Source organism: Chitinivibrionales bacterium, assembly GCA_035516255.1.
In the GTDB taxonomy this organism is placed as follows: domain Bacteria; phylum Fibrobacterota; class Chitinivibrionia; order Chitinivibrionales; family FEN-1185; genus FEN-1185.
This window is the reverse complement of record DATJAL010000002.1, coordinates 313,323-339,100: the sequence shown is the minus strand read 5'-3', so window position 1 is coordinate 339,100 and position 25,778 is coordinate 313,323. Positions and strand designations below refer to the sequence as shown.

The following is a 25,778-nucleotide window of genomic DNA, read 5'->3' as shown; positions in this document are numbered from 1 at the left end:
GGTTCTAACGGACCCGGCGGTTTTTTTTTCGCAACGCTTCCAGAAACTTGCTGCCGATCACCGCGCATGATGTCGCAACGTTGAGGGAATTTTTAAAACCGAACACCGGAATTTCCACGATCTCCTCGCACACCCCCAGGACTTCCCTGCTTACGCCGAGCGCCTCGTTGCCAAATATAATGCCGAGTTCTTCCGGGTATTCAACGGCATCATAGGGTTTCGATTTTGAGGTGGTCTCGGCCGCCCATACCGGCACTCCTCGCTCTTTCAGAAATTCAACGGCGTCTTGTGCCGAGTCGAACTTCTTCCATGGCACATATGCAATGGTACCAAGCGAAGTTTTTTCAAGCTTCTTGTGGGGCGGAAACGCGGTATAGCCGCACAAATAAAGCCCGCTCGCGCGCATGGCGTCGCAGAGCCGGAAAATGGCGCCGACGTTGAACGCGCTCCTGAGGTTGTCGAGAATGATGTACAGGGGATTTTTCGGAAGTTTGTTGTATTCATCAAGCGGAATATCTGCGTCATGGCTCCTGACCTCGAAATTGGTCTCGATGCCGCTCAAATCGCGCCGTTTCACGCTGCCGCCTTCCGGGAGCGTTCCCGTTCCGCAAGCACCAGAAGAAACCCTCCGGCGGCAAATAATATAATGATGGACGACATACCGATACGCTGGGACGGGAAATCACCCGCGCCCATCCGGCGGCACAGCAACGTCGTCCCGCCGACGAGCACCGGGCCGAGCACGATGGAGAACCTGCTGATGAGATTGAGAAACCCGAAGTATTCGGCGGCATCTTCAGCAGGAACGATCTTGGCAAAGTAGGACCGCGAGAGCGCCTGCACGCCGCCTTGGACCATTCCCACAAGGCAAGCAAGCACGATGAACTGAACGGCGTTGCGGAGTATAAAAAATCCAATGGAACATATCGCGATGTACGCTGCGATACCGATAAAAATCGACCTTCCGCTTCCGATGGCGCGGGCGAGCCTTCCGAAACCAATAGATGCGGGAAAAGCAACGAACTGGACGAGCAGAATCGTCATCATGAGCGTGTCGGAAGAGATGCCGATGGACAAACCGAAATTGACTGACATGGTAATCACGGTATAAACGCCATCCATGTACAGCCAGAATGCAACGATAAACAAAATAAGGAGCCTGTTGCGTGCGATCTTCACGCTTGTTGCCATGAGCCGCTTGATGCCGTCGGCAACGACAGGCGCGAACCCTTGCTTCGATGATGATCCTTGTTCCCTTACAAATAAAAGTATCGGGACCGAGAACACGAGCCACCACGCCGCAACGCACAAAAATCCCGCTCGGGCGGCAGCGGCCTGGTTTTGAAAACCGAACGATTGCCAGTATTTCACCATCAGCATGTCAATAAGAAAAAGAAGGCCTCCGCCCACGTATCCAGTGGCGTAGCCAAGAGATGAAATGTAGTCCATTTCGTTTTCGCACGCGACATCGACAAGAAGCGAGTCGTAGAAAAGATTCCCGCATGCAAACCCGATATTGGCGACAATGAACAGCGCAATCGCCGCCTGCCATGCGCCGCTTCCGACAAAACAAACCGTTCCGGTCATGAAAGTGCCGATCACCATGAAAAAAATCAAGAATTTCTTCTTTGCCCTTCCGGCATCAGCCAGGGCACCCAGAACCGGCGAAAGCAGCGCCACGATCAGCCCCGAGATCGAATCTCCCATGCCGAGCCGCGCCGTGTTGAGGGCCGGATCCGCGCCATTGTCCCAAAAGGTTTTAAAAAGAATGGGAAAAAACGCCGTGAGCACCACAACGGCAAACGCGGAGTTCGCCCAATCGTACATGCACCAGGAAAAGACATTCCGCTTGAAAAACACGGATTTCACGTTTTCTTTTCCTTCTTTTCCGCGGCGGGAAAAAGGACGTTGTTGAGGATGAGGCGGTAACCGGGAGATGTTTTGTGCATGCGCAGGTCGGTGGGCTTGCCGCCGACCGGGTGCTCGTAATCCTCGGGATCATGGCCGCCGTAAAAGGCGAACTGTCCTTTGCCGACCACACCGTGAAGGTAATTGACGCAATTGGTCCCGGGAACATATCCCAGTATCACAATGCTCTTTTTGATCACCTTTTTATTGAACGATGTGCAGAGGCCGTAGAATCCATGGATGGTCTGGCGGTGGTCCTGCACGAGCATGGTGGGCACCGGGTCGAGTTTTGCGCTGAACTCGAACAGGGTGAAATCGAGCGCCGGCAGGCGCATGGGAGAATTAACCAGGTTCATGTCAATATTGTCGAAATACGTTTCCATGGGATCGGTCTGGATCGTAAAATTCTCAAACGCCAGGCAGTTGTTGAAATTCAATTTTGCGGCATAATTCGGGTCGATGCCGTCGCCGTCGTACACGTCGCCGACGATGTCGGTGCCCAGCGCGGCAAGCGCGATGTCGAGCGTATTGGTGGCGCAGCACATAGCAAAAAGGAATCCTCCTTTTTCAACATATTTTCTGATGGCAAGGCTCACCGCCTTCTTGCAGTCTGACACTTTCTTGAAGCCGAGTTCGTGCGCCAGTTTTTCGAGATCCATTTTCTGCGTCTGGTACCACGGCGCATTATGGAACGACAGGTAGAATTTGCTGTACTGCCCGGTGAAGTCCTCGTGGTGCAGGTGCAGCCAGTCGTACTCCGAAAGCTTGCCGGCCAGAACCTCTTTGTCGTAGACCTTGTCAAAGGGGATATCGGCGTAATTAAGGGCCAGCGTCACCGCGTCGTCCCACGGCGGCGCATAGGGCGGCGTGTACACCGCGATGCGCGGCGCCTTTTCCAGCGTCACCTTTTCCATGTTGCTGTTTTCGATAATGTCAAGAATGTTCGCCCACTCGACAGGCGTTACGGTTTTCACCTCGATGCCGTCCATGCGCGCCTTGAGTTCGAACTCGCGCGAGTCGTCGGTGATAAAGGAGCCGCACCGGTAATTGAGCAGCCAATACACCTTGGCGCCGGCCTTGAGCATTTTATACGTCAGGCCGTACGCCTTGAGATGGTCGGTCTGGGAATCGTCCATGGGAATGAGGAGCATTGCCTTGCAGGGGATTGCAAGAGCGAAGATGGTGATAAAAGATATGACCGATAATTTTAATGCGTGGAAAATTTTCATAGAGGTTATTGAATCATTTTTTATGTGATGGGATAAAAATAGTATTTAACTTGATACACCGTCGAAGTATTGATGCGTCACATTGGAAGATGCTTTTTGTATATTATGTAAGAGAATCTTGAAAATATTCCCAACGAATGTTATAAAGAATCATCCAGTATTTTGTCATCCCCGACCTGATCGGGGATCCATGTTCTTTATTATTTAGGAATGCATTCCCGCTTTCGCGGCAATTCTACACAAAGGCAGTCACAAAATTTAATGAGATCACTTTCTCGAACAGCCAAATCACTCGCCAAGCTTCCTGTGCTTATTTTCCATGATTGCAAATCGCTCCCCTGCCCGGAAAAAGCGATGATATCCGTTGCAAAACGCATCTATAAAAATGAAAAACTGCCGTTAGAAAAAAAAACCCACGTCATTTTATATTCGAACCGGAAAATTAAAAAACTCAACGCAATGTTCCTCAACAGAAACCGGGCGACCGACGTGATGTCGTTCAATTACGACGAAAACGATCTGTTCGGCGAAATCTACATCTCATTGCAGAGAGCAAAGACGCAGGCGAAGGAATATCGTGTTGCCTATAACAATGAGGTTTTACGGCTTTTTGTGCACGGCATGTTTCACCTGCTCGGATACGACCATGAAATTGAAAAAGACAGGATCAAGATGCAGCGGAGGGAATCCAGGTATGTAGAATAGCTTTTCCATGGTTTATCATCCTATTTCCCCTCCGCCATTCATTGCCTCCCTTCCCTCTCACAAAGTATATTTTTAATTTATTTCGCCAGGATAATTATTATCTGTAAATTTGAGGAGACCGGTCAGTGAACATCGTCGTGTGCATCAAGCAGGTCCCCGGCACCACGCAGGTGAAGATCAACCCGGACACCGGAACGCTCATTCGCGACGGCGTTGAGGCGATTGTCAACCCGTTCGACGAGTTTGCCATTGAAGAGGCACTGCGCATCAAGGAGCGGCTGGGAGGCGGGACGGTCAAGGTGATCACGATGGGGCCGCCGCAGGCCCAAGAAGCGCTCAAGAGCGCGGTAGCGCTCGGCGCCGACGAGGCATATCTTATCACAGACAGGGCATTTGCCGGATCAGACACCTGGGCAACCTCCTACACGCTCTCGCTCGGGATAAAATCACTGGGCAAGGTTGATCTTGTCATCTGCGGCAAGCAGGCGATCGACGGCGATACGGCCCAGGTGGGGCCCGGCGTCGCGGAAATGCTCGGCATGCCGTTCGTGGCCTGGGTGCGCAAGGTGGAGGAAATTTCCGAATCGCAGATCCGCGTGGAACGCATGATGGAGGACGGGTACGAAGTGGTGGAGATGCCCCTCCCCGGCCTTATCACGGTTGTCAAGGAAATCAACGTGCCGCGCATGGCGTCGCTCAAGGGCAAGATGCGCGCAAAAAAAACAACCGTCACCACGCTGAACGCCGCGGCACTCAAGCCGGACATGGAAAAAATCGGCCTCAAGGGCAGCCCCACACAGGTGCTTCGCTCGTTCGTGCCGCAGAGAAAATCGGGCGGCGAAAAGGTAAGCGGCGAAACGCCCGAAATGGTCGCGAAAATCAAGAACACGATTATGGAGCTCGGCGTTGTCCGGTAAGGATACCGCAAACATATGGGAATAACTGTCGATATAGAAAAATGCATCGGGTGCTCGTTGTGCGTGCGCGCATGCAGCCAGAGTGCAATAACCGTCACCGGCAAAAAAGCGGTGATTGACCTTGCGAAATGCAACCTCTGCGCGGCCTGCGTCGAAGCGTGCAAGAAATACCGGGCGATCACCATCACCAAAGAAGTGTCCGCGCGTGCGGCCAGCACCGCCGATTATAAAAACGTCGCGGTGTTTATCGAGCAGCGCGATGGCGCGGTGGCGGGCGTATCTTACGAGATGCTCGGTGAGGGAAGAAAGCTCGCGGACCGGCTCGGAGAAAAGCTCGTTGCCGTGCTCCTGGGTTCCGGCATGAGCAAGCAGGCTGAAGACCTTGTTAAATTCGGCGCGGACAAGGTGGTGTATTACGACAGCGAAAAGCTGAAGAACTTTCAGGACGACGGCTACGGCCAGCTTGTCGCAGAATTCATCGGCAATGAGAAACCAAGCATCGTGCTTGCCGGTGCGACGGCCATCGGCAGATCGTTCGTTCCCAAGGTCGCGGCGCGCGTATGGGGCGGTCTCACCGCCGATTGCACAAAGCTTGAAATAGACACCGAAAAACGCCTGCTGCTCGGAACCCGGCCCGCGTTCGGCGGCAACCTCATGGCAACCATCATCTGCCCGCATCACCGGCCGCAGATAGCCACCGTGCGCCACAAGGTGATGAAACAGGCGCAGAAAAACGACGGACGCACCGGCGAGGTGGTCGTCAATACCGTCGACGACGCGTGTCTCTGCATCAGGACAAAAATCGTCAATGTCGTCAAGGAAGTTGAATCAACGAAGAACATCGCCGAGGCGGACATCATCGTGTCGGGCGGCCGCGGCATGCAGGACCCGAAAAACCTGGCGCTGCTCAAGGAGCTCGCCGAGGTGCTCGGCGGGGCGGTCGGCGCGAGCCGCGCCGCGGTGGACGCGGGATGGATCCCCTACGCACACCAGGTGGGACAGACCGGAAAGACCGTGTGCCCCAAGCTGTACATCGCCTGCGGCATATCGGGATCGGTTCAACACATGGCGGGGATGCAGTCGTCGGAATACATCATTGCGATCAACAAGGACCCCGGCGCAGATATTTTCCAGATAGCGAACCTCGGCATTGTCGGCGACGCGCTGGAGATCCTGCCGCAATTGACAAAGGCGTTTAAAGATCAACTGGGCAAATAAGAAAATATTATTGGAATTCAGGGAAAAAGAATTGCCAGGTCATTGCGAGCGAAGCGAAGCAATCTCCCGGATTTAGATCATAGTTAGGCGGATTGGTTCGTCGCACTCACTCCTCGCAATCACATCACTATTGTATAATTGACAAATAATACAAGGAACCATTATGAAACTCTCTCTGGGCCTTCCCAAAGGCAGCCTTCAGAAACCGACCATCGAACTGTTCCAGAAGGCCGACATCCACATCCGCGCGGATGAGCGCTCGTATTTTCCCACGTCCGACGATCCCGAACTCGACCTGATTCTGATGCGGCCGCAGGAGATCCCGCGCTACGTGGAGCAGGGCATCCTCGACGCGGGCATCACCGGCCTCGACTGGACAGTTGAGAACAACGCCAAGGTCGTGCGCGTGTGCGAGCTCGAATACAGCAAATCGTCGCGCCAGCGGTGCGCATGGGTACTTGCGGTTTCGGAAAATTCACCGTTCAGGAAGCCTTCCGACCTCCGGGGAAAGCGCATCGCCACGGAGCTGGTGGCCACGACCAAACGGTATTTCAAAAACAGGAAAATTCCCGTTGACGTGGAATTTTCCTGGGGCGCGACCGAGGTGAAGCCGCCGCGGCTCGTGGACGCGATCGTTGACCTAACGGAAACAGGCTCGTCGCTTCGCGCGAACCGTCTCCGCATCATCGATACGCTGCTGGAAACCTGCACCCTGCTGATTGCAAACAGGACCGCGTGGGAAAACGAGCAGAAACGCCGCAAACTGGAAAACATCACTATCCTGTTGCAGGGCACGCTCAATGCGGAAAATTACGCAGGGCTCAAATGCAACGTGAAGAAAAACGACCTTGCCCGCGTGCTCAAGGTGCTTCCGGCGCTGCACAACCCCACTGTTTCCACCCTGTCCGACCAGAAATGGTGCGCTGTGGAGACCATAATCCGCGTCGGCGAGATTAAACGGATCATTCCCCTCTTAAAGAGAGCCGGGGCGTCGGGGATTGTGGAGTATCCGGTGAACAAGGTGATTTTATAAGGTCAAAAATGGTGAAAGAGGTGCACGCGGACCCGCAGTCGCCTCTTTCATGCACCCGCAGAGCCTTCAGCCGCTTTTCGCGATTCCCGACGTCTTTTTATTCCGGTTAACTTATAAACCTGTGGTTTTACCCGTAAGGCCTTTTACCGATAAAAAATCATTTGGCCCCTATTATTTCCAAAGCACGCAAGCAACGACATCGCGCGACCGTTCCACCGGTTGACATCAACCCGGGTTAAACTGTATAATTTTTAATACACGGGCTGGCAAGAGGGGCACTATGTTTGAAAGTGTTGCGGAGCAGCATCGAAAGCAGGTTTTGCTCCGGATTTTTTTTCTCCTTTGCTTTACCATCCACGCCCTTCTTTGCGTGGTGTTTGCCTTACTGCATATCCGACTTCTTTGGATTTTCAATTTTATTATATGCTGCCTTTATCTCTTTAACTTTTATCTCCTTAAACAAAAACATTATCTGATGCCGCTGCAGCTTTCGATAGCGGAGATCGTTCTCCATTCCACGGTCGCATCCATTCTTTTAGGCTGGACCAGTTATTTCGGCCTTTATCTCATGGCTTCCGTGGTGATAGTATTCAATTCCTATTCCCTTAAATTGGCGATGAAAATTCTTGAGGTGATATTCATTTCCGCTTGTTTCATTTCCCTGTTTATTGCAACCGGCAAGGGATTTTTAGTTATTCCGGTTGCTTCCCCCGTTCTCGGCGGCATCGGAATATTCAACGTGGTGACTGTTGTATTTTCGCTTGCCTTTTTATCACTCTTCACCGTCAAGGAAAACGACCGGTTGAAGAAAAAGCTGGAGGAAATTTCAGAGCTCGACGAACTGACCGGTACCTACAACCGGAGATTCTTCAACAAATACCTCGACATTGAAATCAAGCGCAACGCGAGCCACATCAAATACCGGTCTCCGCAAGATGTGAATTTCGGCCTCGCGATGCTCGATCTGGACGATTTCAAGCAAATCAATGATACCTACGGGCACCTGGAAGGAGATACGGTCCTTTCGGAAGTGGCTAAAATTATAAAATCAGCGCTCTTTGAGAGGGACATCCTGTGCCGTTACGGCGGAGAGGAATTCGTCATCCTCTTTACCGCGACACCTCGTGAGGGCGCTATTTTTGCAGTTGATAAAATCCGAAAACTTATTGCAGACCACCAGGTGTATCTTGACAAGGCAAGCTCGGTCCACATTACGGTCAGCATCGGTTTTGCCAGTTTTAATGAGGCATCCGACATCTACAAACTATTGGCGCTCGCGGACCAACGGTTGTATAAAGCAAAAAGTGAAGGAAAAAACAGGGTGGTCATCAGTTGAGCGCAGGAATCGATTCGGTGATGCAGGTCGTTCATTCTTATTTTATCAATCTTCTCTTCATCAACCTGGTGCCAATTATAAACGCTGCGATTTCCAGCACCAGAAGCACGAGAAAGTTCCATCCCAGACCCGCCGTCATTTCACCGGAATACGCTGCACGGGATATGTTTACCGCGTGCGTGAGCGGCATGAACAGCGCGACCACCTTGAGCCACTCGGGAAATTTGTCGAGGGGGAAAAACACGCCGGAGAAAAACAGCATGGGCGTTATGATAAGCTCGGTGTAATAGTTGAAGAAATCGAAGTTGGGCGCGAACGACGTCACGATCATGGCGAGCGAGCTGAACAGGACGCCCACAAACACCATGACGAGCAACAGCAGCAGCACATTCATGACCGACGCCGGTAACACGCCCATGATCATGGACACGATGAGCATGAGCACACCGCTCATCAGGCCGCGCAAGGCGCCCCAGGCAACGTCGCCGGCAACCACGTCCTCGGCCGACACCGGGGTTGCGATCAGGGAATCATACACCCTTTCGTGTACCATTTTGACAAACGTGTCGTACAGGCATTCGAAGGTCGACGACAGCATCACCGACGAAATGAGAACGCCCGGAACAAGAAACTGCAGGTAGGGTTTGCCGCCGATGTAGCCCATGTAGGCGCCCATGCCGATGCCGAAGGTGACCAGATAAAACAGCGGCTGTCCCAGGCTGATAAGGAACGTGGGGAGAATAAACCGTTTATAAGAAATGATGTTCCGTAAAAGGACAAAATAAATTCTGTAGGATAAATTCATGGCTTGCTTTCTTTTAGAGAAACGGGCCTAGTCGATCAGGCTTCTTCCCGTCAACTTGAGAAAAACGTCCTCCAACGTCGCGGGCCGGTTCCTGACATTGGGCAGATTGAGCTCAATGATTTTTTTCACCAGCTCGTGTCCGTCACGGCAGTAAATGTAAAGGGTGTCGCCCGCCCGTTCATGGCCGCAGCTGCAATCGGACGCCACCTTCATCAGCTTTTCATCCTCTTCAGCCGGAATGCGTATTTCGACCACTTCCTTGCCGATCTCATCCTGCACCAACTGGCGCGGCGAACCCAGTTTAAGGATGCGGCCTTCATACATGACCACCAGCCGGTCGCAGAGCTGCTCGGCCTCCTCCATGTACTGCGTGGTGAGGATGAGCGTAACGCCCTGGCTCTTGAGCTGGCGGAGGCGCTGCCAGATGAGGTGCCGCGCCTGCGGGTCAAGGCCCGTGGTCGGCTCGTCCGCGATGATCAGCCGGGGCTTGTTGAGCAGCGCCCGCGCGATGAGGAGCCGGCGCTTCATGCCCGTGGAAAGCTCGTCGATCCTGCTTTTCTTTTTCGCCTCGAGCTCGACGAACCCGAGGAGCTCCTCGATCCTTTTTTTCGCCTCGTCGGACGGGATGTCGAAGAACTTCGAGAACACCATGAGGTTTTCGTACACCGTGAGGCCCGAGTCCAGGTTGATCTCCTGCGGTATGACGCCGGTCATCATCTTGATTTTCCTGTTGTCAAGACCCGACGCTTCACCGAAAACGGTCACGCTTCCCGAGGTTACCGGCGAAACGCAGTGCACCATTTTAACGGTCGTCGTCTTGCCCGCGCCGTTCGGTCCCAGAAAACCGAAACACTCGCCTTCCTCGATTTCGAACGAAATGCCGTTCACGGCGGTGAAATCGTCGAATTTCTTCGCGAGATTTTTTGCAACGATGGCGATGCTCATCGCGTTCCCTTTCCGGCAGGTTCCCTCATGCGACGTTCGGCCCGTGAGGCGCGTTTTCCATAAGGAATAAAAATACTCGCTTTAAAAGGAAAAGTACAGGATTGGATTGTAAGGTAAAAAAAATTTACAAAAGGAACAATCAGCGTCGAGGAAATGATAAAACTTGCTAATCCGATAGGAAAACATCCATTCTTCGAGCGAAAGCCGTACACCCATAATTAAAAATTATCAATTTTATTTGCCATTATAAATCAATGTCTTATAAATTATTAATACTAATCTATTTGATTTTTTTTGTTAATTAGCTTATATTTATCCGGTAAAATATCTCATGAAGAAAAACCGCCTCAACACCCCCGTTTTCGTCTATGAAGATCATGTTGATTTTCTCCGCGACTGGTATTCGTACGCCAAGCGGTTCGGCTTTACCCAGCGGGAATTCCTGGACCGCGCCGGTATCAAGAGCGCCGCGTTCCTCTCCGACGTCATAGCGCGCAGAAAAAAAATCGGCCGCAGCCACATCGCGGGTTTCATCAAGGCGCTCGAATTGCGCGGCGATGAAAAAGAATATTTCCGGCTGCTGGTCCGGAAAGAATTGTGCAAAACGCCGGCGGACAAAAAACCGGTTTTCGAAGGCCTCGCGCTGCTCCGGAAAGAAAACCTTTCCACGATGCTCGAAAACCGCACCATGGAATATTTCGCGTCGTGGCGGTATCCCGTCATCCGAGAGTTTATCGTCTGTAAAGGCGCAATAGCTTCGCCAAAGGAAATCACGCGCGCGCTGATCAACCTCAAGCTGTCGACGCACGAGGCGGAACAGGCCCTTGCCAAGCTCGTGAAATGGGGCATGATCGTGCATGATGAAGCCTCCGGCGTCTACCTGCCTGCGGAACAGAACGCCATCTCCTACCAGGACATGCCTCACCCGGTGGTGAACGACGTGAAGCGTACGCTCATAGAGGCGGCGATCCACGCCATGGAGGAAATGCCGAAAGACCGGCGTCATGTTTCAATGGCGCTGAAGGGCGTGAGCAAGAAAACCTACGACGATCTGTGCGCGAAAATCGACGCCCTGCGCAGGGAATTGCTTGACCATGAGGAATTGAAAGGCGCTGTTGACAGGATAGTTTCGCTGAACATCCAGCTGTTTCCGGTCATGAATATCGGTACACCCGGGTGGAAGAACGGGGAAACCAATGAGTAACCAGGCCAAATTGATCCTTTGTATTCTCACCGCGTCACTCACCGGCGTATTGCTGGCCGGCTGCACCGCCAACGTGGCGGGCGGGACGGATTATCCGAACACAAGAACCGTCGCCGGCGTCGTTCATTCCAGCGCCGACATACCGGTGCCGGGCGCGAAAGTGAAGATCATCGACGACGCCAACTGGCTCAGCGATGTGGTAACCGGAAAATCCGTAGTCCTCGACAGCGCGACCTGCGACAAATCCGGAGTTTTCTCCATCAAACCGCCCGCTTCCGGCGCATGGAACATCCAGATCGACAGCAAGGACGAGGGCCTTCTTGCGCGAAAATTCAATGAACAGTACGACAGCGCAAAAGACACGACTTACAAATTCAATCTCAAATCCTACGCCACGCTTTCCGGTACGGTTCAACCCGACGCAGGCACGGCACAGCTCCTGCTGTTGTCCGGAAGCGGATACCAGGCACCGGTGAATGCCGACAAAAGCTTTAGTTTTGCCGCGGCGGAGGGCGCCTACGCGATGATCTCCGGCACCGAGACAGGCGGCGGCCAGCAGCGCTGCCTTGCGGCATCGGTGCAGATGAACGCGGGCGCTTCGGTCACCGGACAGACAATAGTAGCACCTGTCAACCGCATTCTGGTCGACGATTTCACCGTCGGCGGTTTTGTCACCAATCTGGGCAGGCTGATCGGCGGCGGATGGTGGTATGATGTCAACGACAGCGCCTCGGGAAGCCAATCCACCATCAGCCTCGGCGTTGTTTCGGGCGCGGAGGCGTACGCAGGCCAGAGCCTGCACGCTGTGTACGCGCTCGACCCGCAAAGCGCGGACCCGTGGGCGCTCATGGGGTTCTTCCTTGGAAAGGACTCAACGAATTACGATTTGTCCAGCCTCACTTCGCTTTCGTTCATGGCGAGGGGCACGGGGACGGTTGAGATCAGATTCTATTCGAGGATGATGGACTCGATCAATGGAAACACCTTTCAGCAATTTGCTTATGTGCTGCCGCTCCCCGCCGCATGGACAAAGGTCATCGTGCCTGTGGATTCAGTGAAGCTCCCGTCAAGCTGCCCGGCCGCTCAGCAGGGCATCACCTGGGCGCAGGTTGCGCCGACGGTCCAGATCATTTACTTTACCGCATACACGCCGCAGAACAATCCGGGGGATACCATAAACCTCTGGCTGGATGACGTTTCTCTTGACGGGATGAAACTGGAAACGTTTGTGAAGTAATTTATTTACGAGTACGAGTTTGAATTGTTACGTTCATTCAGCCTACCAAAATCCTCCCTTACGGTCGGGTTCCGGTATCTGGATTTTTATCCTGCAGAATATTTGGTTGACTTACGCGCACTTTTTTATCGCGTATTCGAACCCCGGCATGGCCCGCTCGATCGCCTCCTCCGCCACGCAGAACACGATGCGGAAATAACCGGGCGCGCCGAAGCCGGTACCGGGAACAGTGAGCACGAGTTTTTCCTGCAGCACCTTGACGAATTCGACATCGTTGCCGCCGGGCGCCTTGGGGAAAAGGTAGAACGTGCCGCCGGGCATGGTGAAATCGTATCCCAGTTTCTTGAGGCCGTCGCACAAAAGGTCGCGGCGTTTCTGGTAGCGGGAGATGTCCACGCAGGTTCCCTGCAGGTTTTTCACCACGCGCTGCATGAGCGCGGGCGCGTTGACAAAGCCCAAAATCCTGTTGCAGAGGATCATGCCGTCGAGCAGGTTCTGCACGTCTTCAGCTTCGGGATGCACCGCGATGTATCCGAGACGCTCGCCCGGGATCGAAAGATCCTTTGAATATGAATTCACGACGATGCAATTCTTGTAGTTACTGAACAGCGGCGGCACGGCAAGCCCGTCATACACGATTTTCCGGTACGGCTCGTCGCTCAGCAGGTATATCGCCCGGCCGGTTTCCGCGCTCTTTCGTTCGAGCATCCTTCCCAGTTCCCTGATGGTTTTTTCAGGGTACACCTTTCCCGTCGGGTTGTTGGGCGAATTGATAAGAACGCCTGCGGTGCGTTTGTCAATCGCCTTCTCGATGGCTTTAACGTCGAGGTCGAAATCGTCCTTCGTATTTACCAGAACCATTTCGCCGCCATGGTTGCGGATGTAGAAATTGTATTCGACGAAATACGGAACATTGACGATGACGGTGTCGCCGGGGTTGAGAATGGTCTTGAGCGCGACATTCAGCCCGCCTCCCGCGCCGCAGGTCATTATCACGTTGTCCATGGATATTGTTGCGCCCTGTTCCTTGGACACATAGTCCGCCACGGCCTGGCGCGTGTCCGCATACCCGGCATTCGCCATGTACCCGTGCTTGAGCGAAATTTTCTGGCGTACCGCGTCGGAAAGCGCCTTCTGAAAGGCCGGCGGCGGCTCAAGGTCGGGATTGCCGAGCGTGAAATCGCACACGTTTTTCTCGCCGTGCTGCTTCTTGAGCTGCGTGCCGAGCTCGAACATCTTGCGGATGAACGAGGAATTGGCCATGATGTCTTTGACGTTCTTTGCGACGGGCATGAAAATATCTCCCCTCAGGTTTTCTGTTTTTATAAAACTATAATGATCAGGGTGTTCCCCTCGCCTGCGTCAAGACTAAGGCTCGGGGCGGTCTCCCTCCGGGCTCGGCTGTTCGCCTCGCTCACCCTCCGGTCCACCTAACGCTGGACATAAGTTAACTGCCGATCTCGTTTTTCTCGTCCCCATCAGCGCCGACCTTGAGGCATCAAAAAGATCTGCCACAGATACAAAGAATACACAGAAAATAAAGATAGGCTTACTTATAAAATACTAATTGCTGTGCGTCCTCATTTTCTTTCGTTTGACAACCTGCTTGTGGATTTTTGGAGGCTCAGGCGCGCCGACAATTTCCTTAACAGGCTCAGTGTCGAGGAACGCGAGCACCTTCCGGTTCACCGCATCCGTATGCGTGAACATCAAATCATGGCCGGTGTTCATAATCATTTCGGCATTGATTTTCGGATTCACTCTTCTCAGCCGGTCAACCGCGATCTTCGCGTCATACACGGTTTCGTGATTGCCGACTAAGAAAAGCACGGGCATCTTCAGCCGCTGCAATTCCTCATCGGAAAGCACCGTGGGGTTTGGAGGCTGCTTGAACTTGAAGCATTTCAGCGCCATTTGATAAAAGTCTATCCGGTCCTCCACCAGCTGCACACCGGTGTCGCCCATTTGGGCCAGGTCGGCCCAGCACCAGTACATGATCTTAGACTTGAAATAACGCACGGGAATCAGGGTGGTGAGCATTTTTATAATGTAATCGTTTGACAAAGGCAACACCGTGCACACAGGCGCGATGAGCACGACATGAGAGACCCTTTCCGGATGACGGAGCGCATACTGGCTGGCGACCCATCCTCCATACGAATATCCGGCGATCCTGACATTATTGCCGAGCCTCAGCGTGTCAAACAGTTCATTGAGCCATGCGCTGAAATCGGCGCCGGTCTTCATTTCCCGGGTGTAAACACTTCTGCCGTAATCATAAATATTGTCCAGCGCGTAGGTCCGGTATTTCTGCGAGAGCGCCTGAATGTTCGCGTGCCATATGAGGGAATTGCAGCCACCGCCGGGCAGCAGCATCAGCGGCCGGCCATCGGCCGGACCGCTGACGCGCATGAACGTTTGCCCGAACGACGTCTGCGCCAGCCGTTCCTCGGAATGCACCGGCCAGGTTTTGGCCATGCCATCCTCAAACGCAAGATATTCCGCCCTTGCATTTGCCGATTTAAAGGGATGCGCGCCGGAATAGTCATGAGGCGAGCGGCTAAAAAATACCGAGAAGTAAATCCATTCGCCCATCCCAACCAGGATGAGCAGGATAAGCCCGGCGCTGATGAGAAAAAATTTCAGGACTTTGCGGCCTGTTTTGCGGCGGCGCGCGACGAGGGTGGATTCGGTGGGGGCATAGTAATTCATGGCGATCTTTTCCGAATTCATAAAAGGCGTTTCAAGATGCATCGTTACTTGAAATAGCTTATCACACTTTGATCCAAAACTCAAGCTTTCAAATTTCCATCTCCCAATTCCCCGCTCCCCTGTTCCTCTTCTTTTCCCCATGCCTTCTCTTTTTCTCAACTCGTTTTCCCTTTGACGCGAACGTCGGCCTTGTCTTTTTCCGCTTTTTAGGCTCGACCAGCGCCTTCCTGATCAACATCACCAGCCGATCAACCGCGTCCGCCTTATTTCTCTCCTGCGTTCTAAACCTGCTTGCGGAAATGTGGAGAATGCCGTCATTATTGATGCGGGAACCTGCAAGCTTGACAAGTCTTTTCTTTACCTCAGCGGAAAGGTTGGGAGATGCGCTGACATCAAACCGCAGCTGCGCCGCGGTGGACACCTTGTTCACGTTCTGTCCGCCCGGCCCGCCTGAGCGGACAAACGAGAAGGACAATTCATCTTCATTGATGCTGCAATGAGGGGAAACGAAAATCATTCATTTACACTTTCAACCAAAACCACGCGAAACGATTCTGCAAAATGATCAATGTTCCATTTTCTTCTGTCCAATAAGATATCTTCACGAAAAACCCGGATCAACGGGTGTCCGAATTTTGTCTTTTTTGCTTTTGTATCAAGACATATCGAATCGATGTTATATTGTTCCGGTCTGCCAATCTGAATGAGCCCTCTTTTTTCCCATGCCTTCCGTGCCAAACCATCCGCGAGGCAGTGTGTCCAATCAAATGGTGTTTTGTTGTCCGGAGTATTGCCGAACAGGAACATGCGCTTCAGGTCGAATCCCGGAAAATAATAATGCTCAAACAGGTAAATAAAATCCTCGGGAAGCGGCCGGCACACTGGGCCGCCTTCAATTTCAATGCCGTGGCTGATTTGCTTTTTCTGTATTTTCCAATCATAGTACCCATATTCATCCATTCCTAATCGTAATGCTTCCGGTATCAGCCATTCATCCCCAGGCTCTCGGTGCGATGCGTTGATGTATTCAACAAATTTTTGGATAAGAATTTCTGTTTGCAAGTGCATGGTTGCGTCAAAACTCATTAAAACATCCCCAGGAATATTATCCTACAAGTTAAACGCCCTTTGATTGAACCGCTGTATCCTCTGCGCCAGCAGCTTTGACAAGAACAAGGCATAATACGGCTTCCGTTTCACCGCCTCGATGAAATCGTTCTTTGATATCGGTATGATCGTTCCCGCCGATCTCGCCTTTACCGTTGCGCTCCTCCGGTTGTTGAGCAGAAACGACATCTCACCCAGGAATACGTCGTCGGCCGAAAGGCTGGACACGGTCTTGCCGTTCACGACCACGTCGTATTGTCCCTTGACAATGTAATACATGGAGTCGCCCGGCTCCCCGTAGCGGAATATCACCTGGCCGGGACGCACGTTTTTCGCGCTGATCGATTTGAACAGCGCCGGCGTGACCGCGCTCACGTTTTTCGGGTATGCGATTTCAAAGCTCACCTCGGTGCCGGTCTCGTTGTACTGCAGGTTGCGCATCAGGCTTTTTGCAATGGAGATTCCCCTGCCGTGCAGCTCGAGTTCGCCGGTTTTATGGATGCCGTCAACGAACCTGCGCCAGTCAAACCCTCCGCCCTCGTCGGCGATAAAGAACCGGGCGCATTCGGGAAGGAACGCGTACTCGAACGTGACGCGCTTTTTGTCAACGGTCGGGTCTTTGCATTTCTGCCTTATGAGATCCTGGATCGGCTTCCCGGCTTCGAGCCATTGCGATTTTTCGCCGTAGTTTATGCCGCAGTTGCCGTGCTCGATGGCGTTCATGAGCATCTCGAAAATGGCCAGGGTGCAGACCGGTTTTTCCTCCAGCCCGATCCTGAGCGCGTTGCACAGAAAATTGCTGATAAGGTTGGCATAGCAGCTCGCTTCGAGCGGATCGTTCTTCAGCTTGAACGAGCCCGAGATATTCCACACGAGGTCGACGCCGAGCTCGCGCTGAAACAGAATGCGCCGGTTGCCGCTCACGATGTCCATGATTTTGGGCAGGTGCCGCTCAAGCTCGTTGTCCATGATCGCCACGATGATGTTGGCGCCCTTGATCGCGTCGAGCCGCTCAAGCTCGGCGTAGTCGCCGTACAGCGCGATGATGCCGCAGTGGAAGATCCAGGGGTCGGCCATGATGCCGTCCATGAGCGAGAACGCGCTGAAGTTCTTGTCTGAAAAATCAATGAACACCAGCTCGGGCATTTCCATGTTGAGCACGTCGAGCGCGGTGGCCGGCTGCATGAGGACGGCGTCGTTGAATCCGGCGTTTTTTTTCTTGCCGACGAGCTGCTGAACGCGTTCAAACAACGCATTGCTGGTTGAAATAACTGGAACCGCGTCCATGATTTTACCTCTCCATTACCATTTGTAAATCATAATGGCGCCGTAGGACCCATTGCCGGCAACCGGCGCGATCTTCACGTTGCTGGCCTTGCTTCTTGTGAATATCACATTGCTTAAAATCCCTATCGCCGCGCCGGCAAGCACATCCAATGGATAATGCTGGTTCGACTCTATCCTGCTCCACCCCACCAGCGACGCCGCAGCGTAGGCGGGCAGGCCCCATGCATGGCCGTAACGCATATCGATAAACGCTGCGCCGCAGCACGCGGCCGATGTGTGGCCGGATGGGAAAGACTGGTCCCCGCCGTCCGGGCGTGTCTCGCGGACCGTGTATTTGAGGCCGTAGGTGACGGCCATGGCCGCGGCAAACGCGTACGTGAGCTGCAGGCATCCTTTCCAGTCTTTCTTCACAAGTGCGACACCGAGCCCGGCTGCAGGGATGGCGTACTGGCCGATGTCACCGGCCTTTTCAAAGTAATCAGTGGAAAAGGCCGGCACGGTGGCGACAAATATCGCCAAAGCCGCCAGGAGGGTTTTTTTCATAAAAGGTCCTTGTAATCCGCGCAATACTGTTTTCTGTCGCATGAGGCGCAATGATTCCCCATCCATATGCCGTCGAACTCTTCCATGATCTGTTTGATGATTTTCTTATCAGTCGTCATTATCCCCATTTCAAAATTGCGACGTACGTCCGCCTTGGCGCCCATGCCCGCGCCCGTAAGGTTCGCGCTGCCCATGTAGGCGACGGCACCGTCGATCACCACGCACTTGAAATGCACACGCGGACACAGGATCCGTTCCATTCCGTCAATAAGCGCCGGGTACTTGTCGAAGTCGGCGCGGAAGGCCCGTCCCGGCTCCTTGGCGTGGATGAGGCGTATCTCCACGCCCCGCTTGGCGCAATCGGAAAGCACTTCAAGAAACGGCACCATGCGGCCTTTTTTCGAAACGTAGAGGTCCTTAAGATCCGAGGTGCCGATCCACACGAACCGTTTGGACTTCGGGATTTCTTCAAGCACCACTTTTGAATAGATATCGCGGTCGGTGATGAATTGGATTGTTTCCACGGGGGTGCTTGACGTGCGTGAGTAAGCGTGAGAAACCCTGCCGGCGGAGGCAATGAGACCCCGCCGGCGTTACGGGCAGGATATCAGAACGTCGTTGGGGTTATCGGGGGTGTTCCATACTTGGCCGCCTTTTTCGCCTGCTTTTCGAGCCGTTTTTCCTTCAATGACTTTTGAGGCTGTTTTTTCTGTTCTTTTCTCGAATCCTGGGCATGTGACATATACAACACTCCTTTGTTTTATAGGTAACAGCATCCGCCTTTCCGGGCGGTATTGCTATAAATATAAAAATCGGCAAGGCCCGCGCGCATGATACCGTTCTGTTACGGCACAATCGAGAACGTCTGGCTTTGGCCGAAAATATTCGAGCCGTATCTGCTTATAACCTTGATATAATAATTATTTCCCGCTGAATACTTTGTCGAGAATACCGCCCAGCTGTACGAGCCGGTATTCGGGACGTTCGCATCGATCGTGGCCACGCCGTTCGCATTGTCGTAGAGAAACAGGTCAACGTATCCTCCGATAGGGACCGGGCTGGACCACTGCACCACCGTGACCGAATCCTGCTTCACTTGCGCGCCTGAAGACGGCGAGGTCACCGAAAACCGGTACTGCGTGGAGTCATAGGAAGTGACCGAAACCTGATACGGGCCGGTGCGCGCGCTTGAAATCTTGAATGCGTAATCACCTGACGTCTGGCACATCCAGTACATTACGGCGTTCGAATCGGTGCCGGTGCTGTTGGCCGTCGCAACGGAAGTACTGCCGTCGGCCGAAAACAACTCTATCTTCGGATAAATTCCGCCTAGCGTCTTTATCGCATACATCATGTCGGCGGCGGCGCTGAATTTGCACCAGTCGCTGTCCGCAAGCGAAAGCGTGTGGAGTTCCGGCGTTGCATTCAGCGCGATGGTGTGCGCCTGTGAAATCACGTTGTCCGGCTCGTACACGTCAGAGGGAACGCCGCTGATCGTGAATTGCGCGCTGAGGCCCGTGATCTGGGAATTGAGCGAGCTGGTTATTCTTATGCGGTAAACCGTATCGGTCGCGAGACCGGCAAGCGGCGTACACTGGTAACTGCCGGTCAGGTTGGCCGCCAGGGTCGTAATGGTTTGGACCGGCACGGTGTCGCGACACAGGTACAAGCGGACATACGTTCCGAACAGGGCGGTGTCCGGCGTCCATTGTATCGTATAGGCGGAGCCGGTGGACCAGGTGGAGTTATGCGTCGGATTGATGAATGTCGCCATATTGTAAGAAGAATATTCCTTGATCCAAAGATTGTAACTGGCAAGGTAGCCCGACGAACAAAACGTCCGGACATAATAGGTGCCCGATGCCGGGCAGGTCCACGGTATCGTCGGAGACGCGCTGTAGGTTGACGTAAGCAGAACCGTGCCGGTGTCCTGGTACAAATACAGGTAGAAACTTGAAGCGGCGGATCCCTTGACAAGATAGATCATCCCCTTCTGCGCGGTGAAGCTCACCCAGTCGGTGTCCGCGAGCGTCAGCGAGCGGGTCTGCGCGGTCCCGTCAACCGGGATGGTTTTTGCCTGCTGCTTTGAATTATCGGGTTCATAGGAATCCGCGGCCAATCCGCTTATCGTAAAATTCTGGCTGAACCCGCCGATAGACGGATCGGAATAATTCACCATCCTTATCTGGTAATTGGCGGCGCTCGCTATCCCGGCCGGAATCGTCCAACTGTAGCTTCCGCTGTTGGCGATGGAAGTGGCGATGCGCAGCACCTGCGCGCCGCCGCTGTACAAATAAAGATAGACATATGCTCCGTACAGGGCGCTGTCCGGATCCCACGAAAGGTTGTAGGTTGAGCCACTGGCCCAGGTTGTGCCGGAAACCGGGCTCGAAAAATTTGCAAGTGACGTCGAATCGGACTTCATTACCAAAAGCTGATAGGTGCCGGTATATGAGGAAGAGTACGGCGCAATCTGTAGATAATACACACCGGTCGCAGGACACGTCCACCGCAGGGTCGGAAAGCTGCTGGTATTCCCGCCGTAAAAGGAGGTCAGCGAGTTTGCATTGGTCCCCTGAAACAGGAAATCGCGGGTATAAGCCTGGCCCACGTTTCTTATGATATAATACGCGCCGCTGTCCGCGGAGAATTTCACCCAGTCGGTGTCGCCCAGCGTTACCGACCTGTTCTGCACAACGCCGGTAACTGAAATTGCCTTTGCCGAGTCGCGCGTGTTGTCGAATTCATAGCTGTCGGCCGCAAGGCCGCTGATGGAAAAATTCGCGCTGTACCCGTAAATGGAAGGATTGTTGTAACTGACCATTCGTATCCGGTATGCCGAACCCGAACCGAGACCCGACGGCACATACCATGTGTAGGTACCAGAATTGCTCAGATAGGTGCTTATCGATGTGATGAGGCTATTTCCAATATACAGATACAGGGCTATGTAATCGCCCATCACGGCGCTGTCGGCGGTCCACGAAAGGATATAGCTGGAACCCGCGGCAAACACCGAGGTGGAAGACGGATTGGTGAATTTCAGCATTGTGGTGGAATCAAATTTTGATACCGACAGCTGGTAATCGCCGAAATATAAAGCTGTGTAATAGGGAATTATTTTCAAATAATACGTACCGCTTCGTGTGCAAACGTACTGCTGGTTCGTGGAGCCCGAAATGTTATAGAACGACAATTGTGAGACCGTTTCGGTTCCGTAAAACAATGAGTCCCTCGAATATGCCGTTCCGGCATTTCTTATTATGTAAATTGCGCCGCTGTCCGCGGAAAACTTCACCCAATCCGTGTCATTCATCGTGAGCGTATGATTCTGAATGGTGCCGTCGGTCGTAATGATGTTCGCCTGGTCCCGCCTGTTGTCCGGCTCAAAGGCATCCGCCGGTATGCCCGCGATGGTGAACGGCTTGCTGTAGGTGTAAATCCCGGCGTCGCTGTATGAAATGATCTTGATGCGATAGGTGCCGGCCGTGCTCAGTGAAGCAGGGATGTTCCAGCTCAGCGTCCCGCTGTTGGAAAGGTAGCTCGCCAGCGTGGAAACAGTCGCGGTGTCGTTGCACAGCCTGATGATTACATAGGGTCCGGGATTGCCTGTGGTGGTCCATTGAATCGTGTAGGTGCTTCCGGCCGCCCAGGTGGTCAGGGAGTCAGGACTTGTCACCGCATAGGTCCCGGAATACTGGGACAGAACCGTGAAGTAGCCGCTTTCGCCGTAAATGCCCGGATCATAGGCGCTCGAGACCCTGATCCTGTATTTTGAGCCAGTGCCCGCGGACGCGGTCATGGCATACCAGATGTATTCACCCGAGTCCACTATCGAACTGACCACCGTATTGGACAAAACGGAATCGTTGTACAGTTCTATCCTCACGTAATTGCCGATGCTCCCGCTGGTCACCCATCGTATGGTGAGGGTGGAATCCATTTTCGCGATTGTCCCCGTTTGGGGTAACGCCACGGCGATGGTCCCGTTGTAAATGGAGGTGATCCTAAAATAACCGCCCATATCATATTTGGTGGTATCCTGCATATCGGTAATTCTGATGTGATAATTGATGCCCGATGGAACGGAATATATCGACCAGTTGTAGGTGCCGTTGTTGACGGTTGAAGCCGTTATGGTACGAACGAAGTTATCCCCTTCGTAGAGTGCTATGCTGACATTGATCCCCGAAACGGTCCCGCTCCACGACCACCTGATGGGCAAGGTGGTATTGAGCTGGTACGACGAACCGGCAAGAGGGCTCGTAAGGATATAATATCCATTGGAGGTGCTTCCCGGTATGGGGCCGCCGGGAGAAGTCGTTTCGGATGTACAGCAAAGAAAAACCAACGCGCTGCAGAATGCCGTCACCGCAAAAAAACGCACATGAGTCTTCATGGAACGCCCCTTTCATGTCAGTCAGCAGGCCGGGGATATTTGAAACGACCAGTGTAACATATATGTAATTATCCCATTATGGAGGGCTGACCGTCCATGATAAAACTTTAAGGTTGATCGAGGGGAATTAATAAAAAATGAGTTGGAAGTGGATGAAATATTACGAGCTGGGGACGGCTGCTGTCTTTATCTGTTAAAAAATTCCCTATACACCTTGTAATGTTCGGAATCCTTATAGTCACCCTTTACTATCGCCTTCCCGTCAAAGCAGTACACTACCGCGCCGGGGCACGAAAGGAGTATCGGCGAATGCGTGGCGACAATAAACTGGGCATGTCCCTGGCCGGCCGACGCAGACAGCAGCGCCAGCAATTTGAGCTGGCTCGCCGGCGACAGCCCTGTTTCCGGTTCGTCAAGGAAGTACACGCCCTTCACCTTGAAGCACGCGGTGAAGAACGAAAGGATGGACTGTCCGTGCGACTGGCTCACCAACGACTTACCGCCGAAGTAGTCGAGCAGGCCCGGGTCCATGGACGCCCATTCGTCGATGATGTGGGCATAATTCCGGAAAAGGTCAGAGCCGAAAAACGAGCCCGGCACCCTCCCCTGTGTCCATTCGATATCGACGTAGTTGAAGAATTCCCGTTCATACGGGTTGTGCTCGCAGCGGTCCCTGCCCGTGTCCTCGCCCCAGATGTATATCCCGCAGTGTTTCGCCATTGCGTGCATGAGCGTGGACTTTCCGGTCGCGTTTTCTCCCACGAAAAAAGTAACGGGTGTGGAAAATTCGAGGAACGGCGTATTGTGGAACACGGCCAGATTAAAAGGATAGCATTGTTTTTCGGGGAATTTATCCCTGAGCAGGACTACTTTTTTCAGGTGCATCGCGGTTCTTCCGGAGGGCAGGCAGCCGTGTTCTTAAGACGGAGAAATCAGCAACAGTATTTTTTAAACATCTCCTCGGACAATTTGGCGCCCTGCTCGGTGAGCAGCACGGACTTCGACTTGCTTTTGGGATTGCTGATATACCCCTTGTTGAACAGGCGCTCCATGGTGTCCCATTCAAGGCCTTTCCACGCCCGCACGCCGGCATCGGAACTGAATGACGTCAGATGCAGAAGGGCAAGGGCCATCTCGTCAACCTTTTCCTTGTTGTATTCCATATGCGCGTCCTTTTTTAAGGATGATTAAAAGATAAATTACGGGCGCATTAAATCCAGCAATTGTTTGCTATTTCTCCCTCAAAGCAAGAAAACCGGAATTCCAGTCCTGCAACACGGGCTGGAAGCCGAGCGCGACAAGGTCTTTTTTCATCTCTTCGAGCGAACGGACGTCGGCGATGTCGAACTGCGGCGTTGACACCGCACCGGCGGCATGGCCGCCCACCGCCGTTGAAACGCCGGCGGACATTTTCGTGACGCCGAGCGGCGCAATGGCGTTGCGGAACGGCTTTGATTCCCGTGTGGAAACCGTGATCCCGCAGCGCGGTAAAAACAATCTCGCGGCGAGCAATAGCTGCACATATTGCCTGTCGCTGACCTTGCAATAAGGCTCAAAATCGCGGACCATGGGCCGCAACCTGGGAAACGCAACGGATGTTTCCACCGAAGGATGGGTTTTCTGCATATACTGCGCATGCAGCCCGGTAAAAAACGCCTCCGACCTCGGTTCAAAAAGTCCCATGAGCGCGCCCACGGTAACCGCGCGCACGCCTGCGGATGCGGCCCGGTCCGGCGCGTCAAGCCTGAAACGGTAATTGTCTTTTGGCCCTCCCCGGTGCAGTTCGTGATATTTTGCCTCGTTATAGACTTCCTGATACATGGTAAGGCCGTCGGCTCCGGATGCAACCATCGCCGAATATTCCTCCTGCGTCATCGGGTAAACTTCTATGGAGACTGACGAAAAAGAATCACTGAGAATCGACACCGCCTCGCGGATGTATTCGGGCGACGCGATCGAGCGCGATTCGCCGGTGAGCACCAGGAGGTGCCGCATGCCGGTCGCGGCGATCGTCCCGGCTTCCGCCCTGATTTTCTCAAACGAGAGATGGTTCCGGCCGATGCGGTGCTGCCGGGCGAACGAGCAGTAAGGACAGCCGTTGTCGCAATGGTCTGATATGTAAAGCGGAGTGAACAGGAACATCACGTTGCCGAAGTTCTTTTTCGTGAGCGAACGCGCCCGTTGGGCCATTGGTTCGAGAAAGGAGGACGCGGCATCAGACAAAAGCGCAAGATAATCCAGCGGGACAAGTTTGTCTTTGTCAAGGATTGATTCGATCTGTTGCGGAGTTACCGATGCGTTATATCCGGCGAAGTCAAAAGCGGCGTATCGTTTGATGGCATCGTAAAAGGACATAAATTCTTCAGTCTCATTCATTTAAAAATCCGGTCAGCGGCGACGATGCCCTTCCCGTTTTCGAAACGCTCCCCAATCCGGCCAGAAACGCGAGCCTGCCCGCCTCCACCGCCAACCGGAACGCGTGCGCCATTTTCACCGGATCGTTGCTTGACGCAATGGCAGTATTCAGTAGGACCCCCGCGGCGCCGATTTCCATGGCATGCGCGGCATGCGACGGCCTGCCGATGCCGGCATCAACAATGACCGGCAGTTCTATTTCGTCAACGAGGATTTCTATGAGTTCCAGCGTGCGCAGGCCGCGGTTGCTCCCTATGGGCGCGCCGAGCGGCATGACCGCGGCGGCGCCCGCGGTGACCAGCTTTCGTGCAAGCGGTAGGTCGGGCGATACGTACGGCAGCACCACGAACCCATCCTTGGCAAGCGTTTCAGTCGCCTTAAGCGTTTCGATGTTGTCGGGCAGAAGGTATTTCTGGTCCTCGATCACTTCTATTTTCACCCAGTTGCCGCAACCCATTTCCCTCGCGAGCCGCGCAAGCCGCACCGCCTCCCCGGCGGTGCGCGCACCCGACGTATTGGGAAGAAGGATTTTTCCCTTGGGAACGTATTGCAGCACGCTTTCGCCGTGGTGTTCAAAATCGACGCGCCGCAGTGCAACGGTGACAACATCGCATTGCGCGGCGGCAACCACGTCGGCGATGATCCGCTCGTCGCTGTATTTGCCCGACCCCGTGATGAGACGGGAACGGAGTTTCTTCCCGCCTATTTCAAGAAAATCGTCCATATTTGATTTCTATGGTACGGGATTTCATTTGTCAATCTGCAATCTATGTTCTTT

General features: G+C 53.5%; 25 protein-coding genes. 7 read left to right on the top strand and 18 right to left on the bottom strand.

The annotated features are described in order from the left end of the window. Positions 1–4: 4 nt before the first annotated feature. The 3 genes from VLX68_02025 to VLX68_02015 are packed head-to-tail and all read right to left on the bottom strand — an operon-like array spanning position 5 to position 3,137. Positions 5–577: an RNA methyltransferase gene (locus VLX68_02025; protein HUI91000.1), complete on the bottom strand. Its 573-nt coding sequence runs from the start codon at positions 575–577 to the stop codon at positions 5–7. Then, positions 574–1,869, bottom strand: a complete 1,296-nt coding sequence (locus tag VLX68_02020) for an MFS transporter (GenBank protein HUI90999.1) — start codon at positions 1,867–1,869, stop codon at positions 574–576. The genes VLX68_02025 and VLX68_02020 overlap by 4 nt, the downstream gene beginning before the upstream one ends. Beyond that, positions 1,866–3,137 carry a hypothetical protein gene (locus tag VLX68_02015; protein ID HUI90998.1) on the bottom strand — a complete coding sequence of 424 codons (1,272 nt, stop codon included), beginning with the start codon at positions 3,135–3,137 and terminating at the stop codon, positions 1,866–1,868. The genes VLX68_02020 and VLX68_02015 overlap by 4 nt, the downstream gene beginning before the upstream one ends. 354 nt (positions 3,138–3,491) lie before the next feature. Here VLX68_02015 and ybeY point away from each other — a divergent pair, with 354 nt between their 5' ends. The 5 genes from ybeY (at position 3,492) to VLX68_01990 (ending at position 8,346) form a co-directional block, all read left to right on the top strand. After that, positions 3,492–3,842 (top strand): rRNA maturation RNase YbeY, encoded by a 351-nt coding sequence (ybeY, locus tag VLX68_02010; protein HUI90997.1) that lies wholly within the window; start codon positions 3,492–3,494, stop codon positions 3,840–3,842. Positions 3,843–3,967: 125 nt separating this feature from the next. Next, entirely contained in the window at positions 3,968–4,759 is a 792-nt protein-coding gene (locus tag VLX68_02005; protein HUI90996.1) for an electron transfer flavoprotein subunit beta/FixA family protein, read from the top strand. A gap of 15 nt (positions 4,760–4,774) precedes the next feature. After that, positions 4,775–5,977: an electron transfer flavoprotein subunit alpha gene (locus VLX68_02000; protein ID HUI90995.1), complete on the top strand. Its 1,203-nt coding sequence runs from the start codon at positions 4,775–4,777 to the stop codon at positions 5,975–5,977. A 163-nt stretch (positions 5,978–6,140) separates the two neighbouring features. Further along, positions 6,141–7,010 (top strand): ATP phosphoribosyltransferase, encoded by an 870-nt coding sequence (hisG, locus tag VLX68_01995; protein ID HUI90994.1) that lies wholly within the window; start codon positions 6,141–6,143, stop codon positions 7,008–7,010. Positions 7,011–7,485: 475 nt separating this feature from the next. Continuing rightward, a complete protein-coding gene (locus VLX68_01990; GenBank protein ID HUI90993.1) occupies positions 7,486–8,346 on the top strand; it encodes a GGDEF domain-containing protein in 861 nt (286 codons plus the stop codon). Between the two features lie 37 nt (positions 8,347–8,383). On the opposite strand, the gene VLX68_01985 is transcribed toward VLX68_01990, so the two are convergent. Both VLX68_01985 and VLX68_01980 read right to left on the bottom strand, forming a co-directional pair. Continuing rightward, entirely contained in the window at positions 8,384–9,151 is a 768-nt protein-coding gene (locus VLX68_01985) for an ABC transporter permease (protein HUI90992.1), read from the bottom strand. Positions 9,152–9,178: 27 nt separating this feature from the next. Then, positions 9,179–10,096 (bottom strand): ATP-binding cassette domain-containing protein, encoded by a 918-nt coding sequence (locus tag VLX68_01980; protein HUI90991.1) that lies wholly within the window; start codon positions 10,094–10,096, stop codon positions 9,179–9,181. 331 nt (positions 10,097–10,427) lie between these two features. On the opposite strand from VLX68_01980, the gene VLX68_01975 reads away from it, so the two are divergent. Next, positions 10,428–11,300 (top strand): TIGR02147 family protein, encoded by an 873-nt coding sequence (locus VLX68_01975; protein HUI90990.1) that lies wholly within the window; start codon positions 10,428–10,430, stop codon positions 11,298–11,300. After that, entirely contained in the window at positions 11,293–12,537 is a 1,245-nt protein-coding gene (locus VLX68_01970; GenBank protein ID HUI90989.1) for a hypothetical protein, read from the top strand. The genes VLX68_01975 and VLX68_01970 overlap by 8 nt, the downstream gene beginning before the upstream one ends. A gap of 111 nt (positions 12,538–12,648) precedes the next feature. On the opposite strand, the gene VLX68_01965 is transcribed toward VLX68_01970, so the two are convergent. The 13 genes from VLX68_01965 to VLX68_01905 all read right to left on the bottom strand — a co-directional run bounded on the left by VLX68_01965 (position 12,649) and on the right by VLX68_01905 (position 25,724). Then, the gene (locus VLX68_01965) at positions 12,649–13,830 is read right to left on the bottom strand and encodes a pyridoxal phosphate-dependent aminotransferase (protein HUI90988.1); all 1,182 of its coding nucleotides are present in this window, start codon (positions 13,828–13,830) and stop codon (positions 12,649–12,651) included. A 270-nt stretch (positions 13,831–14,100) separates the two neighbouring features. Beyond that, positions 14,101–15,270 (bottom strand): alpha/beta hydrolase, encoded by a 1,170-nt coding sequence (locus VLX68_01960; protein ID HUI90987.1) that lies wholly within the window; start codon positions 15,268–15,270, stop codon positions 14,101–14,103. 67 nt (positions 15,271–15,337) lie between these two features. After that, a complete protein-coding gene (gene arfB / locus VLX68_01955) occupies positions 15,338–15,766 on the bottom strand; it encodes an alternative ribosome rescue aminoacyl-tRNA hydrolase ArfB (GenBank protein ID HUI90986.1) in 429 nt (142 codons plus the stop codon). Then, complete coding sequence (locus VLX68_01950) at positions 15,763–16,335, bottom strand: hypothetical protein (protein HUI90985.1); 573 nt, start codon at positions 16,333–16,335, stop codon at positions 15,763–15,765. The genes arfB and VLX68_01950 overlap by 4 nt, the downstream gene beginning before the upstream one ends. Positions 16,336–16,359: 24 nt before the next feature. Continuing rightward, positions 16,360–17,643, bottom strand: coding sequence for a cyclic nucleotide-binding domain-containing protein (locus VLX68_01945; GenBank protein ID HUI90984.1), 1,284 nt, complete (start codon positions 17,641–17,643; stop codon positions 16,360–16,362). A 15-nt stretch (positions 17,644–17,658) separates the two neighbouring features. Beyond that, the gene (locus VLX68_01940; GenBank protein ID HUI90983.1) at positions 17,659–18,186 is read right to left on the bottom strand and encodes a phosphatase PAP2 family protein; all 528 of its coding nucleotides are present in this window, start codon (positions 18,184–18,186) and stop codon (positions 17,659–17,661) included. Then, positions 18,183–18,710 (bottom strand): phospholipase D family protein, encoded by a 528-nt coding sequence (locus VLX68_01935; protein HUI90982.1) that lies wholly within the window; start codon positions 18,708–18,710, stop codon positions 18,183–18,185. The genes VLX68_01940 and VLX68_01935 overlap by 4 nt, the downstream gene beginning before the upstream one ends. Before the next feature lie 83 nt (positions 18,711–18,793). Further along, positions 18,794–18,928, bottom strand: a complete 135-nt coding sequence (locus VLX68_01930) for a hypothetical protein (protein HUI90981.1) — start codon at positions 18,926–18,928, stop codon at positions 18,794–18,796. Positions 18,929–19,030: 102 nt separating this feature from the next. Next, entirely contained in the window at positions 19,031–22,585 is a 3,555-nt protein-coding gene (locus tag VLX68_01925) for a Ser-Thr-rich GPI-anchored membrane family protein (GenBank protein HUI90980.1), read from the bottom strand. Between the two features lie 186 nt (positions 22,586–22,771). Further along, entirely contained in the window at positions 22,772–23,470 is a 699-nt protein-coding gene (locus tag VLX68_01920) for an AAA family ATPase (protein ID HUI90979.1), read from the bottom strand. A gap of 47 nt (positions 23,471–23,517) precedes the next feature. After that, positions 23,518–23,748, bottom strand: coding sequence for a DUF6429 family protein (locus VLX68_01915; GenBank protein ID HUI90978.1), 231 nt, complete (start codon positions 23,746–23,748; stop codon positions 23,518–23,520). 67 nt (positions 23,749–23,815) lie between these two features. Beyond that, positions 23,816–24,940, bottom strand: a complete 1,125-nt coding sequence (gene thiH / locus VLX68_01910) for a 2-iminoacetate synthase ThiH (GenBank protein HUI90977.1) — start codon at positions 24,938–24,940, stop codon at positions 23,816–23,818. A 13-nt stretch (positions 24,941–24,953) separates the two neighbouring features. Beyond that, positions 24,954–25,724: a thiazole synthase gene (locus VLX68_01905; protein HUI90976.1), complete on the bottom strand. Its 771-nt coding sequence runs from the start codon at positions 25,722–25,724 to the stop codon at positions 24,954–24,956. Positions 25,725–25,778 lie beyond the last annotated feature (54 nt).